The following is a 16,569-nucleotide window of genomic DNA, read 5'->3' as shown; positions in this document are numbered from 1 at the left end:
TTTATTTTCGTCTGAATCAAAATAATCAAGTCCAACAATATCCGAGGCGATCAGAACCACAACCCAATAAAAAAGCTATAAAAAATGGAAGAAAGCAAAGAGTTACAAGGATTCTACAAGATATTCCGTGCAGTCGTCTATGTGTCGGTTCTGCTGGAGTTCTTCGAGTATGCCATTGACCCGGCAGTATTCGACCAGTGGGGCGGCATACTGACTGACATCCACGGACGTATCAAGCGATGGACGATCTATCAGGACGGCCATCTCGTGTACAGCAAGATAGCCACGATACTGCTGATCTGCATCACCTGTATCGGTACGAGGAACAAGAAGCATCTGGAGTTCAACGCCCGCAAGCAGGTGATTTTTCCCCTGACCGGCGGACTGCTTCTGCTTGTCCTGTCCGTATGGCTGTTCGGACATCCGATGGAAATGCGGCTCTATACGCTGCCGCTGAACCGTATCCTATACATGGCGGCTTCGCTCGTGGGAGTGATACTGGTACATATAGCCCTGGACAATATCTCCAAGTTCATCAAGGAGGGCCTGATGAAGGACCGCTTCAACTTCGAGAACGAGAGTTTCGAGCAGAGCGAAGAGATTCAGGAGAACAAATACAGCGTGAATATCCCGATGCGCTACTATTACAAGGGGAAGTTCCGCAAGGGATGGGTCAGTATCAGCAACCCTTTCCGCGGGACGTGGGTCGTGGGAACTCCCGGCTCGGGTAAAACATTCAGTATCATTGAACCGTTCATCCGTCAGCACAGTGCCAAGGGGTTTGCCATGGTTGTATATGACTATAAATTCCCGACACTTGCCACGAAACTTTACTACCATTACAAGCTGAACGAGAAACTTGGAAGAGTTCCCAAGGGGTGCAAGTTCAACATGATCAACTTCGTGGACGTGGAATACAGCCGTCGTGTCAATCCTATTCAGGCAAAATACATCAACAACCTGGCGGCAGCCAGTGAGACGGCGGAAACCCTGCTCGAGTCATTGCAGAAGGGCAAGAAGGAAGGTGGCGGCGGAAGCGACCAGTTTTTCCAGACATCCGCTGTGAACTTCCTTGCTGCCTGCATCTATTTCTTTGTCAATTACGAACGGGAGCCGTATGACAAGGACGGAAACATGCTGTATGCGGAGAAACGTCAGGACCCGGAAACCAAATTCTGGAAGCCGACCGGAGTCGTGCGTGACAAAGAGGGCGGCAACATCGTGGAGCCGGCCTACTGGCTGGGAAAGTATTCGGACATGCCGCACATATTATCGTTCCTGAACGAAAGTTATCAGACCATCTTTGAGGTACTGGAGACTGACAACGAGGTGGCACCGCTGCTCGGGCCGTTCCAGACTGCCTTCAGGAACAAGGCCATGGAGCAGTTGGAAGGTATGATCGGTACGCTGCGTGTCTATACGTCCCGTCTGGCGACCAAGGAATCGTACTGGATATTCCACCGTGACGGGGATGACTTTGACCTGAAGGTGAGCGATCCGAAGAACCCGAGCTACCTGCTCATCGCCAACGACCCGGAGATGGAGAGCATTATCGGTGCGCTGAACGCCCTTATCCTGAACCGTCTTGTCACCCGAGTGAATACAGGCCAAGGGAAGAACATCCCGGTGAGCATCATCGTGGACGAGCTGCCGACGCTGTATTTCCACAAGATAGACCGACTGATAGGAACTGCCCGAAGCAACAAGGTGAGCGTGACCTTGGGATTCCAGGAGCTGCCGCAGCTGGAGGCCGACTACGGCAAGGTAGGTATGCAGAAGATCATCACGACCGTGGGTAACGTGGTCAGCGGTTCGGCCCGCTCGAAAGAGACACTGGAATGGCTGTCGAATGACATTTTCGGTAAGGTCGTGCAAGTGAAGAAGGGCGTGACCATTGACCGTGACAAGACCAGCATTAACCTGAACGAGAACATGGACAGTCTGGTGCCGGCATCAAAGATTTCCGATATGGCAACGGGATGGATATGCGGGCAGACAGCGAGGGACTTCGTGAAAACCAAGACCGGCGTAGGCGGCTCGATGAACATTCAGGAGTCGGAAGAGTTCAAGACCACAAAGTTTTTCTGCAAGACGGACTTCGATATGGGAGAGATAAAGAAAGAGGAAGCCGCGTATGTGCCGCTGCCGAGATTCTACACCTTCAAATCGAGGGAGGAACGGGAACGCATCCTGTACAAGAACTTCGTGCAGGTGGGTCAGGACGTGAAGGAGATGATCAAGGATGTGTTGAACAAACGGGGTGCGAAATGAAGCACGTAAGGATGTTTGTCATCATACTGCTGGTATCTGCAGTGGCAACAGTCTATGGGAAGGAAAGGCATGGGACAGAAACGGGAACTGCCCAACTGTCCATATACAAGCTGCCACCGCTGGAGAGGGCAATCAGATGCACGAAATACTATGAGGGTTGGCATGGTGAGAAAAAACATTGGCCCTATGTGGGATGGGGTCATAAGGTTCTTCCCGGAGAGAGTTTTACCAACGACATCACAAAAGCTCAGGGAGACTCCATCCTGCGAGCGGACATGATGAAACTTTGCCGTCTGTTCAGCAGATTCGGGCGTGATTCTACGTTGCTCTCGTGTCTTGCCTACCAGGTAGGCCCGTACCGGCTTTTAGGTAGCAAAGACTTTCCCAAAAGCAAGCTGATACAAAAACTGGAAGCCGGAAACAGGGATATTTACAAGGAGTACATTTCCTTCCGCTGCTATAAAGGCAAGGTAGTTCCGAGCATCGAGCGGAGAAGGAAGGTGGAATATCTGCTGCTTTTTGAAGAGTAAAAAAGAAGGGAGAATCTTTCGGTGTATTTCCGTCAATTTTCCAGGATAGAAAAGAAATATTTCACAAAAGCGAGAGAACAAGCCTATTACCGCCGATATCCTGAAAAAAAAGGATAAAAAATATTTCTGGCTTCAGTTACTATTGCCGCTTGGTCTGTGGCTGATTGATTTGTGTTTAATCTTCTGGCTTTTTACTTGGTATCATTGAATGGAATATGGAGAAAAGAAGACATGAATATAATCAGGGAAAGAAGGATGCTGTTCTGCCGTTTCAACATGCAGTTCCTGCTGCCTTGACATTAACAAATACAGATTATCAAATGAAAACAACCCGCATCATGAACAAGATTATCATTTATCTGAGTGCCGTATTGCTGCTGTGCAGTTGCGGCAGTGCAAGACATTATGCAGCGTTTCAATATGACAACGGAGACGACTATGTAAGTGAAGGACTGTACCGCATAGTGGACCGGAAAGGGCGTATCGGTTACGCAGACGAGACAGGCAAGACCGTCATCCGTCCTCGTTTTGCCTTCGGCTATCCATTCGAGGGTGGCAAGGCGAAAGTCACCGATTCGGGGGAACGGAAAGAGGTGGCAGGCTCCGGCAGCGAGCACTGGTATTGGGAAAGTGATGACTGGTACTACATTGACAAACAAGGGAACCGGTGTGAGAATCAAGATACAGACAAGGACAAAACACATCCATAACACAGCAATAACCCCGGAGGTTCAGATGCGAGCCTTCGGGGTTAGCCTATAAGTACAGTACTTCCTCAATTGCCAAATCCGAATGACATGGCTGCCTGTTCACAGAAGCGTGCATATTCCTCTTTGTCAGTTCCGCTTTCAATATGGCGGTCTATCAGTTCTCCCAGTTCATCGAAGCAGACTTCGTCACTGAGGCACTCTATGTCTGTCCCGTTCCGGAGATATACTTCATAATAGTCCGAGCCGTTCAGACAGATCAGCACTTCCCCTTGGAAGAGTCTTCCGTTTACATGGAATTTCAGTCCCGGCAGGTCATTGAATACTGTTGCCATAAACTCCCCGATGCCCCATGACATAAGGACCGGCGTGTCGGTCATCGTTACCAGCTGTTCGCGAATTGTCGCAGCCACTCTCATTACATACTCTTTATCCATAATCTTGATTTTTAATAGATTTATATATTCATTTTATTCAAACCATTCCGGGTTGTCTTCTTTCAGCATCTCAACCAGCTCGTCATCCGGCAGCTCAAGACTTCCGGCATCGGTGAAGAAAAAAATCTCATCGTATAATTTCTCAGCCTCCTTACTCGCAAAGCCCTCGTTCTCGCTGTCGAAACTACCGGGCTGGAGTGCGTCAAGCAAACCTGTTGAGCCGATAAGGAGTTCTTCACCTTCATTTGATTTCACCACACGGCAAGAATAAGTTCTGCCGGCAAATTCCACCTCTTTCTTTTTCATCGGTCTATCACTTTAATGGTATGTTTCTCCCGTGTTCTTTCAGGTACTCCATGATACATTTCGCTTCCTCGTGCGAAGCCATATTGCGTTCGTCGTACCTGCGGCTGTCATCCGCCATAACCTTGATGCACTCTTTAATCAACCTATACAGGCTTTGCTGCAGTGTCGGGTGCATGGTCGGTATTGCTGCTGCAAATCGAGCCGGATTGAAACTGTAATTGTTGACTGCCATTTCCCAGTCTTTAGCGAGACGGTACTCTCTGCTTTCTTTGATGTCCTTGTCCATAATTCTGATATTTAACGATTTTGTTTTTCTTCCCTCTGTTCGGCCTCCTTTTCGGAGGAGCCGCTTCGGGATTTACGGTGCATCGATAGACGGTCGTCAAAGCCTCTCCCGATGTTTTTTCCTGCCAATTACTCTTTCAGAGAAAGGAAGAATTTGCAGGAAATGCACTTCAAAACGGAGGGAACAGGCTCGACCGCCTACATTCGCACCAGTAAAGTCCACGCGGCGACGGGAAGGACGACGAAAGAAGAAATGACTCTCATGTCAATACAAGAGGGAAAATAGAAAGGGATAAGGGTGGTGGCGGGGGCTTATGACGGACGGCGTTAAAACAGGTGCCGCTATAAAGGTTCCCGGAGCGGCCGATGGCAGAATACGGCCCGTGCCGGATTCCGTCATCAGCCACAGATCCGGACCGGAGTGCTTACAGCAGCCCAGGGCTGCCGTCGTGCATGAAGGTTTTATAACAGTCTCCGCCTGGCGCACATGAGGGCGGCAGTATAACGGGATTTGCCGTGAAAAGAGATGCTGTCAAAGCATCCCTTCGTCCGCGTAGCTCAGATAGCCTGTATCCGAGAGGATGATATGGTCAAGGAGAGTGATGTCAAGGATTTCGCAGGCTTTCTTGAGTTTGCTTGTGATGGCATTGTCACTGGAGCTGGCCACCATGTTGCCTGACGGGTGGTTGTGGCTGAGGATTATGCCCGAGGCATGGGCCAGAAGAGCCGTCTGCAGGATGATACGGACATCCACAACGGTCTGGCTGATGCCGCATTTTGATATGCAGGAGAGTCCGAGAAGCCTGTTGGCTTGATTGAGGAACATCACCCAGCATTCCTCATGATGCTGCATACATTCATCGTATGCCTCCTTGAAGATGTCGTAGCTCACTCTGGAGGAGTTTACCAAGGTACGTTTTGCAGCATCGGCATCCTTGTAATTTACTGAAATCTGAGGGAAAGAAAATGTATTCATAATAACGAAGATTTAAGGTGAAACAATTTTTTTCGCCCGTGCACAGCTCTGTCTGGACTTCGTGCAAGATTTTGGGAAAGAATACTATCCGCAGGATTGGAGATTGTTTCCCAAATTCACCCGGATCTTGCGTTTGTCCGGAAAGATGCTGTAACTTCGCTGAAAACAAATGTTGAGACTACCGGGGTATTATAAGAGGTCCGGCTATAAAGGTTATCCGGGCCGGCCGATGACGGAAGACCGCCCGTGCGGCCTGTAGGAATCAGCCAGAACCCGGTCCGTACTGTTTCAGCAGACGGAGACTGCCGAAAGACAGGGAGGTGTATAAAAAAGGTCAGGCGGCGCCGGTCTGCCTCCGGCACTCAACAGAAAAGCAGGACGGATTTCTCCGCCCTGCATCTGAAATCAACTATGAATTATGGTCAAGCAGCAACCTCTTGGGATTGAGGTTGTTTTTCGTTGTCCGCATCGGCTTCAGTCTGCTCTGCTTCCTGTTTGGCCTGTTCCTGCACCAAAAGGACGGCTTTCTTTTCTTCGATGCGCTGATGTCTTTTTTCGTAAACTTCATTATGTCCGTTCTCGATGTCGGCAAGTCTTTCCGGCATGTGTTTTCCTGCAAATTCAAGCAACATGTCGGCTATGGCGTTGCTTCCGTATGCGTTCTTGAAATTCTCAATCAGGAAATCCCTGCGGATGACGGCTTTTGCCTTTGGGGTAAGATTGGCCACAATATTTGTCTTGTCCTCGTTGGACAGATAGGGCGAATGTTCTCCCTCTATGCCAACGGCGGCAAAGTGTTCCTTTCTCAACGATGAAAGCAGGAAGAAATAAATCATCTTTTCTTCGTCAGCCCCGAACTTGGTTTCGGTCATATCCACTTCCAAAATCTGTTTTTTGGTATCTTCCACGGTCTTTTCCCTGGCAATCTCCTTGTTTCGCTTGTCCTGCTTGTCCAGTTTTTCAATCGGGGAAAGCTGTTCCTGTCCTGCCTGTTGTCCACTGACGGCATTCATCATGGAATTCTCCACATAACATTTGACAATGTCTTCGTTCCCAATCCGTGCGAAGAGCGATATTTCGCCTACTTCTGCCCTGCGTACAAGTTCCTTGCCCTCTTCCATATAATCGTTCATATCCTGCTCATACTCAACCTTAGCTTCCTTATATTCGTCTTCCGTATCATATTCTCCGGCTTCAGGCTCTTCGGGAAGTGTCGGGTAGTCTTTGTATCTGCATTGCAGTGCCACAACCTCATAGCCCATTTCCTTGAGGCGATTAACCGCATCCGCATTATAGCAATATGCGTCATGGCTTAGAGATAGTGCAGGATAAGCCTTAATGGTCTCTATTGCCTTTTCCGTCAAAAATGCGGCATTCATTTCATCAAGACAGCCTTTGTTGGCGCATTTTCCGCATGTTCCCTCACAGAACAATGTCATGTTGTTGGTATTATGGGGGCATGACAGGCAAAGGGTCTTGTCAAAGTTGTAGCGTTCAAGGTCTGTCGTGAAGTGGCGCTCGATGTTCTTTGCCACCTCGGTCGCTTTCATGCCTCGCCAACTGCCAAACATGATACCCTCTTTCAAGTGCTTGTCGAAAACCTCTCTCTGGATGTCCTCGCCATATCGGCAAATTTCGCTTGCCACGCTGATAGTGATTTCATCCTTTTCCAACAATTCTGCTATTTCGGGGATAAGGGAGACGAACTTCAGTCGGGTGCGGATATAGGTCTCGTTCTTGCCGAACTGCATGGCCAAAGACTGAATGTCGTGCCGTCCGCTTTCTATCAGCCTCTGATAGGCGTTTGCTTCCTCGATAGGGGTTACATCCTTGCGTTGCAGGTTTTCCGTCACCGCCATTTCTTCGGCGGTCTCGTCCGAAACATTCAGAACGATTGCCGGAATTTCTTCCAGTCCTGCCATGAGTGAGGCACGATACCTGCGTTCCCCGAATATGATTTCAAAGCGGTTCTCCGCAATGGGACGCACCCCGATAGGCTGGAGGACGCCCTGCTGACGGATGCTTTCCGCCAATTCCGCAAGGCTTGCTACATCAAAATTCTTGCGTGGGTTATAGTTACTCGGCTGAATATCTGCCAAAACTACTGATACGATGTTCTTCTCTGCTACTGATTGAATGTTCATTGTTTCCATAATTCATAAATTTTGATTTGTTATACATTGATTTTCTGATTACTGCTATTCCTGTTGGTTGGTGTCATACTCGTACATTTGCGTATTGTCGTACCCCCCGAACGATAGCCGGAACGTGTCGAAGTCTTTCCTGCCGGCCAGCCTTACGGTATCGTTCTTTCCGATGAAATAGGGTTCAAGCATTGTCCGGAACGGTGCGCCGAGCGTAGTCCTGTCTGCCAATGTGCAAACCTTGTCGGGTTGTTGGGGCATGATATAGCCCAGTGCATATTCGTTGTAAACTACCAATCTTATTTTATCCATGTCGATGTCAATTTTGAATTGTTTTTTTATTTCCCTCTGGTCGGTTCTTTTCCCGTTTGAACCGCCTTGGGGTTTTATGGATGCGGTTTACAGCTGTCGGTACAGCTTCATACGACGGCTTTTCCTGCCAATTACTCTTTCACAGAAAGGAAGAATTTGCAGGAAATGCACTTCAAGCCGGAGGATCAAGCGCGACAGCAGACCTTTGCATCTGATAAAACCAAGGCCGGTGCGGCGGGAATGAAGCCGGAAAGCGGTAAAAGATGAATTATAAAAGAAATGTTCTATGGAACTATAAAAGAAAAAGATTACCGATAATTTACCGGTAATCTATAATATAATAGGGAGATGTCTTCTTGAAGAAGATGACATATATAAGAGGTTGTCCGTCTTTAGTAGGATAGTGAGAGATCTTTAAGCATGACAAACTCCTCTTCAGTCTCATGGATGATCTTAAATCCAAGTTTTAGATACATTCGGACGGCATAGTTCGCCTTTTGTACGGACAGAGAGACGCGACTATATCCTTTGCTCTCAAGTAATCGAAACATTTCACGCATAAGATGGCTTCCTATGCCTTTACTCCTGTATTCCTTATATAGGGATATGGAGAGCGATGGGGTCCTGTCATCCACATGTCCGTAATCATTCATAATACGTACCCATACTGCACCGACCACTTTCCCTTCACAGTCTGCGACCAGACAAAAGTCATCTTTTTTCTTTCCGAAGTCCTCAATATACAGTTTCAGTTCAGGTAAATCCACCACGTCCTTTGAGGGCGGTTTGACTCCTTCAGGGATATAAATCGCTTCGTAAAGAAATTCTCTTAGCAAATGGTTCTCACTACCTTGCAAATGGCGTATTATATACTTGGCCGATCCGTTCATTCTTGTTCACATTTTCTTTTCAGGTCAGCTATATACCGTTTCTGCTGTAATTTCAAATACAACAATGCAAAAGGATATAACCACCATTTCTTTAGGCTAATTGACTCTGTAAAAATCACTTCCGTTCCATTTTCAGCCTGTCTGAAATGTCCCGTCCACTCCCCGGAAAAGTTCACATTATCCATAAGAAATGAATATTTTAGAAAAGGCTCTATAACAGTAACAGTAAAACAGGTGACATAGCCTTCATTACTTATCTCCCTGAAATGGCGCTCGTCGGAAACTTCTATGTCCTTTATGTCACTTCGCCATGAATAGTCGTAAAGTGAAGTGACAGAATGCCAGACAGATTCCAAATCAGCCTGTATAAATGATTTTATCGTAGTTCTTATCATGGGACATTTTTATATTTCTCTTACCGTTTTTTCCAGTCCTCTCTGGTAAGCAAAGTAAAATGTTCTGTACGGATATCTCCTAACGGAGAAGTCTTTCCTTCTTCTGTGTGATGGTACTTGAATCCACATTTTTCCATTACCCTGCGGGATTTGATGTTTCCGTCATAATGTCCACACCAGACCCGTTTCACATCAAGTTCGACGAAGCAACGCTTCAACAAACGTTGTACGGCTTCCGGTATAAGTCCCTGTCCCCAATAAGGAACACCTATCCAATATCCTATTTCTGCATCTCCATCCTGCATATCCGCACTGTGTACGCCATCAGCGAACATAATTCCGACACTGCCTATCGGTTCATTGGTTTCTTTCAATACTACAGCGTATGTCTCGGGTGCAGAAAGGATATCGCGTATTATTTCTCTGCTGTTTTCCACAGATGTATGAGGAGGCCACCCGGCAATGGGGCCGATAGCAGGATCTTTGGCATAATTATAAAGAGACTCTGCATCGTTTTCTGTCCAGGGACGAAGTATCAATCTTTGTGTTTCCATATTCATCGCTATACAAGTAATTTATTGATTTCCTGCTGCAAGCGATCCAGGAACTTTGCAGCATGTGCCCCATCCATTTGAGTGTGATGGAATTGGAATGAAACCGTCAGTGTCGTCCTGAAGAACCCCTTACGGTACTTGCCCCATATTATAAACGGATTGTTGAAGATACCGCTGTACATACCTACCGCACCGTCAATTTCATATTGGGCCAGTGCGGAAGTTCCTATTACCATGCTTTCAGTCAAGTCGTGGTTCTCACAGCTTTGTGCTACTTCCGTTGTCAATTTCAGATAATCTTCATTGAATAGCTGCAAATCATCAGAAAAGGGCACATCGCATGAACTGACCTCATTGTCCTTGTTCATAACAATGGTATTAACCGCAATGGCATCATATTGCATCAATTTGTCTCCGACAGGCAGCATATAAAATTCCTTGATACCGCTTGCCGCCTTGCCGATGCACCAGCACATCAGCATATTGAATTTCATACCTGACTTTTTGCTGATTTTGACCAGACGACTGACATCCAAAGTCTTGAAAAATGTAACCATCGGCATCGGGGCTTTCATCCAAAGCTCAAATGCGTATGCACGGGTGGTTTCTTTGGGATTTATTTCTCTCATAGTGCGTCTTTCAAATTTTCAATCATTTTTCATGCTTCTCCAGATATTCTCTCATGGCCTCGTTGACGATGTCACGGAGAGACATGTTCTTTTCGATGGCCAGGTATTTCATCCTGGTATGAATGCTCTTGTTAATGACGAAGTTGCAATGCACCGCCGGTTCCTTTTCCGCCTTGGCCGGAACCGTTTCTTTTTTCTGCGGGGATTTTTTGGTTGATGAAAGCAGCCCGTCAAGGCCGCTTTTCATACCGTCTTTCAATAAATCGCTTTTGCCCATATTGTTTTTACTTTAGTTTCAGTACCTCCAGCGCCAAGTCCATATAATCCTTGGCCCCGTTGCTGTTTTTGTTATACTCGAAAATGTTCAGACCCTTGATAGGAGCTTCCGCCAGAGCCACGTTGTCCCGGATGACGGTCTTGAACACCTTGTCGCAGAAAGAATCGTTGATGAGCTCGGACACGCTTTTGTTAAGCGTCTTGCGCTTGTCGAACTGGGTGATCACGATACCTCCGATGCTCAGTCCCGGATTCAGGCGTTCCCTGACGATTTTAACCACATTCGTAATCTTTGCCATACCGCGCATGGCGAGGAACTGTGCCTGTACCGGGATAATCAGGAAGTCCGATGCGGTAAGCGCATTGAGCGTGAGCAGTCCCAGCGATGGCGGACAGTCAATCAGTATATAGTCGAATTTCCGGCTGTCAAGCAGCTTCGCAATCAGCCCTTTCAGTATCAGTTCCCGGCCAGGTTCGTTGATAAGTTCCGATTCGGCAGCCGACAGGTCAAGGCACGAGGGAACGATGGCAAGGCCGTTGTTCAGTTCGACCAGCGGCAAAGGGTATTCGCCCTTCATCGCCCCGTACACGGTCTGTTCTTCCTCGATGGACAGGCCGCAGGATTCCGTGAGGTTTGCCTGACCGTCCATGTCGATCAGGAGCACACGTTTTTTCTTCAGCTGCAGTGCGGCAGCGAGATTTATGGTAGTGGTTGTCTTTCCGACCCCACCTTTATGATTCAGAACTGCTATAATTTTTGTCATGATTCAGAGTCTTAATGTTCTGGTACAAAGATAATACTATTTTTAGTCTTCACTACAATTAGTATTTACTATTTTACTACTATAACATATTTTAGTATCGTAGTATTTACTACTCTACTAAAAGACTTAGCCACTAAATGTAGTATCTACTATTTTTCGTAACCCGGGATTTACTAATCTCCTAAATTACTACAATTAGTAAATACTACATCCGTGACCGTTTTCCGGAAGATGTCAGAACGGAAGGTCTTCCTCCCCGTCCTGTGGCATGTCCGCCGGAGGAACTGGTGCGTTATCGGCAGCTGCGGCTTGGCCGTCGGCTTCGGAGGTTGTACCTTCCCGTTTACCGGTATTGATGAACTCCAGGGCATCCGCCGTGATGGAGAGCTGGATCTGGCTGTCGCCGTTTTTGTCCTTCCACAGTGAAGTTGACAATGTTCCCCCGACAAGGACCATGCGCCCTTTGGTGAGGTATTCGGAGAGGCGGATATGGTTTTCCTTGTTGCTGCGTACCCTTACCCATGTGGTAACGGCGTTTCCGTGCGAGAAGTCATCTACTGCCATGTCAAAAGCAATAAACGAACCGTGTGTACCCTCGATAACCTGACAATCCTTTCCGATGCGACCGATAGTGTGAATGTATAGCATAATTTGAAAATGTTTTGCGGCAAGGTGGTTAGTCCTGCCATTACCTGTGACTTTGTTTTTTTCTTCCCTCTGGTCGGATCCTTTCTGCCGGACCGCCTTGGGGTTTTATGGTGCATGACAAGGATGTCGGTACAGCCCATTCGACGTTTTTTTGAAGCAAAATACTCTTGCCCGGCAAGGAAGATTTTCCTTCAAAATGCACTTCAAAACGGAAGAATCAGGCGCGACAGCCTACATTCGCACCTGATAAAACCTACGCGGCGGCAGGCAAGGTATGACGAGAGAAGGTAATCCCGATACAGATATAAAAGGCAGAATTGTCCCGTATATATAAGGGGATGTTTATAAAAGTGATGAATGACGGCTTGGGCGGGTAAAAGAAACGGTCTGCCGGGCAAACAAAATGGGGACTCTTTCTGCCTGTGACATGCCGGAGGCACGACGGACGGCACAAGCAGAATGTGTCACCGTTTGCCCACGACGCCGTCGGCCCGGAAAGAAAAGCTACGGACAGAAGGCGGAATGTGCCGGAGCAACAACCAGGCAGGATGCCCATATAGCGGAATACCGGTTGTTTCGACAGGTCGAAGCTCCGGCATGAAGCGGTATGATGCAGACTGCCGTTGATCGGGCACAGCCTTCCGTACCTTGGAGTGGAGGGCGGACCGCGGCACAGACATCATACCTTAATTTTCGGGTGGGGAAAGCCGGATAGAAAAGGATTCAATTTTGAAAGATGTAGATCTTGATGTAATAACACATGTATTTACAATTGTTTTATCATATTTGAAATAGCTGTTGCACCGAGCGATAATACATTATTTGAAACCGACTGGGAATTTGATTTATCTTCATTTAAGCCGAAATACTCAAAAGCCCTTTTTTTGTCTTTATCTAATTTCTTACTATTTCGATGAAGCATATAGGAACGTAAGGATTGAAGATTCCTGAGAAATACAATAAAATTGTAGCCTTCAATATTGAGTGTTTCTAAAATTCTATCAAGATGTGATAAGGGTTTTTCTTTAGTTGATTCCTTAGTTTTTTCACCATTTACTACTTTTTCTTTGATTTCAGTTTTAGCAGGAATAATCATTTCCATCATTTCCAAATCAAGGCTTTCTTGTAGCAATAGTGATAAATATTTTACAAGGTCAGTAAGAGCTTCATAATCATCTCTATTTAGAATACAAATTTGATTGAAATATTCTGCCTGGATTCCATTTAATGACTTAAACAGTTTCCAACCATACTTCTCCTCCCATTTAGCGACAAAGGTTTTATACAAATCTCGAAAGACAAAGTCTATAGACTGTGCAACACCATTCCATTTGCCTTCAATTATCGTTTTTTGAAAAAGTTTGCTAAATGTTCTGCCGTCAGGAGTAATATTAAAACCTTTCCATATACATTGTTCGCGATAAGGAAGGTCTTGAATATCACGTAAAAACACCACCACATAATCATTATGGTCATTATCGCACCTTAAGGTGAAGTTAGGACTTATGATACGTAATTCTTCTATACGGCATCCTTGATAATTATAATACGCTTGTACTTTTTTATCAAAAAAAACAGGAGTATAAGGATCTGTTGCAACCGTAGAAGCTATCGGAGCACCATTAACATCTGTTCCTATAATATAGTTGACACTTGTCTTCATCCGTTCAATAATACTTTTCAATGATTCATGGTTAAATATGATCTTACCATTAAACCAGCTTTGAATTTTAGCAAAGTGTGGTGATATACAGATTTGATAGTTAGATTTAGCATTTGGGCTGATATCCTTAAATTTACCATTTGTACATTCTATTTCGAATGGCAAATCAATAGCTCCTAAATCAAATTCAATTTCTGACTGGCAACAACATATCAAATCCATTCTTTTAGCGGCCATAAATTCTACAAGATATTGATTCAATATTTTTACAGAATCTTTGTTAATCTGATTCTCCGCAAACACACCTAATATTTTTAGTATATTAGCGCTCAAAAAGCAGGGATTATGAACATATTCAGTTTTACGGCTCATTTCGGTTCGGAGGAAGATTGTCGTTTGCATTTCAAGGAGCAGCGTGATAAGGAAGGGGTTGTCTGCAAGCGATGCGGGGGCACTTCCCATTATTGGTTACAGGGTAAATGGAGTTATGAATGCAAAGGTTGCCGTTTCCGCACCTCGTTGCGCAGCGGTACGATCATGGAGAGCTCCAAGCTGCCGTTTCTGGTGTGGTACAAAACGATGTTCCTGATGAGTTGCACAAAAAAGGGATTCTCCACCAACGAACTCCAGAAGCAATTAGGATTGAAGCGTTACGAACCGGTATGGGCGATGGTACACAAACTCCGCAGGGCGATGGGCAACCGGGATGCAAGGTATACACTGGAAGGGATGATAGAACTGGATGAGGGTTACTTTTCGGTGGCCAGTAAGGAAATCGAGCGAGGCAAGGGTACACGTGGCCGGGGAGCCGAGGGAAAGCAGAACGTTGCGGTGATGGCCGAAAGCACCCCGTTGGAAGATATCGAAACGGGCAAAAAGGAGAAGCATGTGCGTTATTTCAAGGCCAGGGTACTGGATAGCCATCAAAGTGAAGGAATCAACGGCGTGGTCAGGGACTGCATGGAGGATGATGCCATCGTATTTTCGGACAAAAGCACTTCTTACGTTGACATCTCCGATCTGGTGGAATTGCACGTCACCGAGAAATCAGACGCCAAAACCACCAAGGAAACACTCAAATGGGTGCATATCGCAATCAGTAATGCAAAACGGACATTGCTGGGCAACTACCATAAAATCAAAAGGAAATACTTACAGTTGTATCTCAACGAGTTTATTTACAAATTAAACAGACGGTATTTTGGAGACAAACTCTTTGACAGACTAGTAATTGCGAATATAACAGGTGCATAAACGGATAATCAGATTTGTTAATAAGGCATACAAGTTTTTTTGTATCGTTTTCAATTTTGTAATAGCAGGTATCACCATTTTCTTCTTTACTCTCAAAAAGGTTAAAATAGTAAATCAATTCTTCAGCGATTCTAATATCCTTATAATAAGTTCTTGATACTTTGAAATCTCGTACTGTTACAAGATTTTCGAATCCTGGTTTTGCAAAGGGCCTATATGTATAATCACCCATTAAAGCTACTCTTACATCATCTTGTATGTCAGTATTCGGAGTTTTCAATGAAAACGCTGCACTTATAGGGGTCGCCAAATAAGAAACGTACTTATGATATCTTTCCACACCATCACTGCTTTCATAGTATTTCTTATATAGCCAAACCCAATCATTCTCTAAAAAATGATTAGATAGTATCTCTATATGTGATTTATGATAAAATTCTGTTTCTGTCAAGTGTTTATTCATAATGACTATTCGTTTGTGCAAAGTTACTCATTTTTATTGTCGATAAAGAGTAAAAAGGTCAATATCTCACATAAATATTGATGTAATTCGCAATGTTTATAGCTTATTACCTTATTTGAATAATGCTTAATTGAGACTAATTCATTACATTTGCAATATATTGAGATAATCATCACCAAAATGGAAACGATGAAAGATATAAATCGAATTAAAGTGGTACTCGTTGAAAAGAAACGAACCAACAAATGGTTGGCAGAGCAACTTGGCAAGGATCCGGCCACGGTATCAAAATGGTGTACGAATACTTCACAGCCGGGGTTGGAAACTTTGCTTGAGATTGCCAGAGTTCTGGAAGTCGATGTAAAAGAATTGCTGAACTCTTCATTAGAAGGCGGTATTCAGATGGTAAGACTTGTCAAATAACAGAAAAATGAATTTACTTATGGATAAGAATGAACTGGTAAATAAGATACGCGGAATAGAGGGGCTGACAAATGACGAAAAATCGGCATTGATAGAGATGCTTCGCAAGCAAAAGAAATACGGACTTGTATGGGAAGACAAACCAGAAGATGTGGAGGAACGTCTTCGCGAGGAGTTGCCGATGCTGATCGAAGATACAGACAAAGCTATCATCAGTACAGATACCGATGCCCCCAATCATATCCTTATTGAGGGAGATAACCTTGAAGCTTTGACAGCTCTTGCTTATACTCATGAGGGGAATATTGATGTTATCTATATAGATCCTCCATATAATACAGGGAATAAAGACTTTGTTTACAATGATAAGTTTGTGGATAGTGAAGATTCATACCGTCATTCTAAATGGTTGTCATTTATGAATAAAAGACTTCGTATTGCTAAACAACTTTTGTCGGATAAAGGAGTCATCTTTATATCCATAGACGATAATGAACATGCACAGTTGAAATTACTTTGTGATGAGGTTTTTGGTTTGAATAATCTATGTGGAAACATAATTTGGCGGAAAAAATCAGGTGGTGGTCAAACGAGGGCACTGAAAAAGTCCTTTCATAGGATAATTGTCTGATATAATCGGCA

The 16,569-nt window shown here is 45.2% G+C and carries 19 protein-coding genes and 1 pseudogene; 6 read left to right on the top strand and 14 right to left on the bottom strand.

Annotated elements, in window-relative coordinates:
* The first annotated feature begins 84 nt into the window (after positions 1-84).
* The 3 genes from DW033_RS14280 to DW033_RS14270 all read left to right on the top strand — a co-directional run bounded on the left by DW033_RS14280 (position 85) and on the right by DW033_RS14270 (position 3,511).
* Complete coding sequence (locus DW033_RS14280) at positions 85-2,271, top strand: type IV secretory system conjugative DNA transfer family protein (protein WP_005807115.1); 2,187 nt, start codon at positions 85-87, stop codon at positions 2,269-2,271.
* Positions 2,268-2,801 (top strand): hypothetical protein, encoded by a 534-nt coding sequence (locus DW033_RS14275; RefSeq protein ID WP_005807116.1) that lies wholly within the window; start codon positions 2,268-2,270, stop codon positions 2,799-2,801. Before DW033_RS14280 ends, DW033_RS14275 begins: the two co-directional genes overlap by 4 nt.
* 215 nt (positions 2,802-3,016) lie before the next feature.
* A complete protein-coding gene (locus DW033_RS14270) occupies positions 3,017-3,511 on the top strand; it encodes a WG repeat-containing protein (protein ID WP_005807119.1) in 495 nt (164 codons plus the stop codon).
* Positions 3,512-3,576: 65 nt separating this feature from the next.
* Here DW033_RS14270 and DW033_RS14265 read toward each other — a convergent pair whose 3' ends face one another.
* The 14 genes from DW033_RS14265 to DW033_RS14190 form a co-directional block, all read right to left on the bottom strand.
* Positions 3,577-3,945, bottom strand: coding sequence for a hypothetical protein (locus DW033_RS14265; RefSeq protein WP_005807120.1), 369 nt, complete (start codon positions 3,943-3,945; stop codon positions 3,577-3,579).
* A 33-nt stretch (positions 3,946-3,978) separates the two neighbouring features.
* The gene (locus DW033_RS14260) at positions 3,979-4,251 is read right to left on the bottom strand and encodes a hypothetical protein (RefSeq protein WP_005807122.1); all 273 of its coding nucleotides are present in this window, start codon (positions 4,249-4,251) and stop codon (positions 3,979-3,981) included.
* Positions 4,252-4,258: 7 nt separating this feature from the next.
* Positions 4,259-4,537, bottom strand: a complete 279-nt coding sequence (locus DW033_RS14255) for a hypothetical protein (protein ID WP_005807124.1) — start codon at positions 4,535-4,537, stop codon at positions 4,259-4,261.
* Between the two features lie 531 nt (positions 4,538-5,068).
* Positions 5,069-5,512: a JAB domain-containing protein gene (locus DW033_RS14250; RefSeq protein WP_005807125.1), complete on the bottom strand. Its 444-nt coding sequence runs from the start codon at positions 5,510-5,512 to the stop codon at positions 5,069-5,071.
* A 422-nt stretch (positions 5,513-5,934) separates the two neighbouring features.
* Positions 5,935-7,665 carry a ParB/RepB/Spo0J family partition protein gene (locus tag DW033_RS14245; protein ID WP_005807126.1) on the bottom strand — a complete coding sequence of 577 codons (1,731 nt, stop codon included), beginning with the start codon at positions 7,663-7,665 and terminating at the stop codon, positions 5,935-5,937.
* Between the two features lie 45 nt (positions 7,666-7,710).
* Positions 7,711-7,968: a hypothetical protein gene (locus tag DW033_RS14240; RefSeq protein ID WP_005807128.1), complete on the bottom strand. Its 258-nt coding sequence runs from the start codon at positions 7,966-7,968 to the stop codon at positions 7,711-7,713.
* A gap of 392 nt (positions 7,969-8,360) precedes the next feature.
* A complete protein-coding gene (locus tag DW033_RS14230; RefSeq protein ID WP_005807130.1) occupies positions 8,361-8,858 on the bottom strand; it encodes a GNAT family N-acetyltransferase in 498 nt (165 codons plus the stop codon).
* The gene (locus DW033_RS14225) at positions 8,855-9,253 is read right to left on the bottom strand and encodes an SRPBCC family protein (protein ID WP_005807132.1); all 399 of its coding nucleotides are present in this window, start codon (positions 9,251-9,253) and stop codon (positions 8,855-8,857) included. The genes DW033_RS14230 and DW033_RS14225 overlap by 4 nt, the downstream gene beginning before the upstream one ends.
* A 20-nt stretch (positions 9,254-9,273) precedes the next feature.
* Positions 9,274-9,813, bottom strand: a complete 540-nt coding sequence (locus tag DW033_RS14220) for a GNAT family N-acetyltransferase (RefSeq protein ID WP_005807134.1) — start codon at positions 9,811-9,813, stop codon at positions 9,274-9,276.
* A 2-nt stretch (positions 9,814-9,815) separates the two neighbouring features.
* Positions 9,816-10,436 carry a CatA-like O-acetyltransferase, family 2 gene (locus DW033_RS14215; RefSeq protein ID WP_005807135.1) on the bottom strand — a complete coding sequence of 207 codons (621 nt, stop codon included), beginning with the start codon at positions 10,434-10,436 and terminating at the stop codon, positions 9,816-9,818.
* Between the two features lie 22 nt (positions 10,437-10,458).
* Positions 10,459-10,713, bottom strand: coding sequence for a hypothetical protein (locus DW033_RS14210; protein WP_005807137.1), 255 nt, complete (start codon positions 10,711-10,713; stop codon positions 10,459-10,461).
* 7 nt (positions 10,714-10,720) lie between these two features.
* A complete protein-coding gene (locus tag DW033_RS14205; RefSeq protein ID WP_005807138.1) occupies positions 10,721-11,476 on the bottom strand; it encodes a ParA family protein in 756 nt (251 codons plus the stop codon).
* Between the two features lie 234 nt (positions 11,477-11,710).
* Positions 11,711-12,124, bottom strand: a complete 414-nt coding sequence (locus DW033_RS14200; RefSeq protein WP_005807140.1) for a single-stranded DNA-binding protein — start codon at positions 12,122-12,124, stop codon at positions 11,711-11,713.
* Between the two features lie 766 nt (positions 12,125-12,890).
* Positions 12,891-14,090, bottom strand: coding sequence for a hypothetical protein (locus DW033_RS14190; RefSeq protein ID WP_005807142.1), 1,200 nt, complete (start codon positions 14,088-14,090; stop codon positions 12,891-12,893).
* Between the two features lie 42 nt (positions 14,091-14,132).
* Here DW033_RS14190 and DW033_RS14185 point away from each other — a divergent pair, with 42 nt between their 5' ends.
* From DW033_RS14185 to DW033_RS14170, 3 genes and pseudogenes are all read left to right on the top strand, one after another.
* Positions 14,133-15,041, top strand: a complete 909-nt coding sequence (locus DW033_RS14185; RefSeq protein ID WP_005807145.1) for an IS1595-like element ISBbi1 family transposase — start codon at positions 14,133-14,135, stop codon at positions 15,039-15,041.
* A 643-nt stretch (positions 15,042-15,684) separates the two neighbouring features.
* Positions 15,685-15,927 (top strand): helix-turn-helix transcriptional regulator, encoded by a 243-nt coding sequence (locus DW033_RS14175; RefSeq protein WP_005807157.1) that lies wholly within the window; start codon positions 15,685-15,687, stop codon positions 15,925-15,927.
* A gap of 19 nt (positions 15,928-15,946) precedes the next feature.
* A pseudogene (locus DW033_RS14170) lies at positions 15,947-16,555 on the top strand (DNA methyltransferase); the annotation flags it as partial.
* Positions 16,556-16,569: the final 14 nt, after the last annotated feature.

Source organism: Parabacteroides sp. AF39-10AC (assembly GCF_003635405.1).
GTDB classification, from domain to species: domain Bacteria; phylum Bacteroidota; class Bacteroidia; order Bacteroidales; family Tannerellaceae; genus Parabacteroides; species Parabacteroides distasonis.
This window is presented reverse-complemented; position numbering and strand designations above follow the sequence as displayed.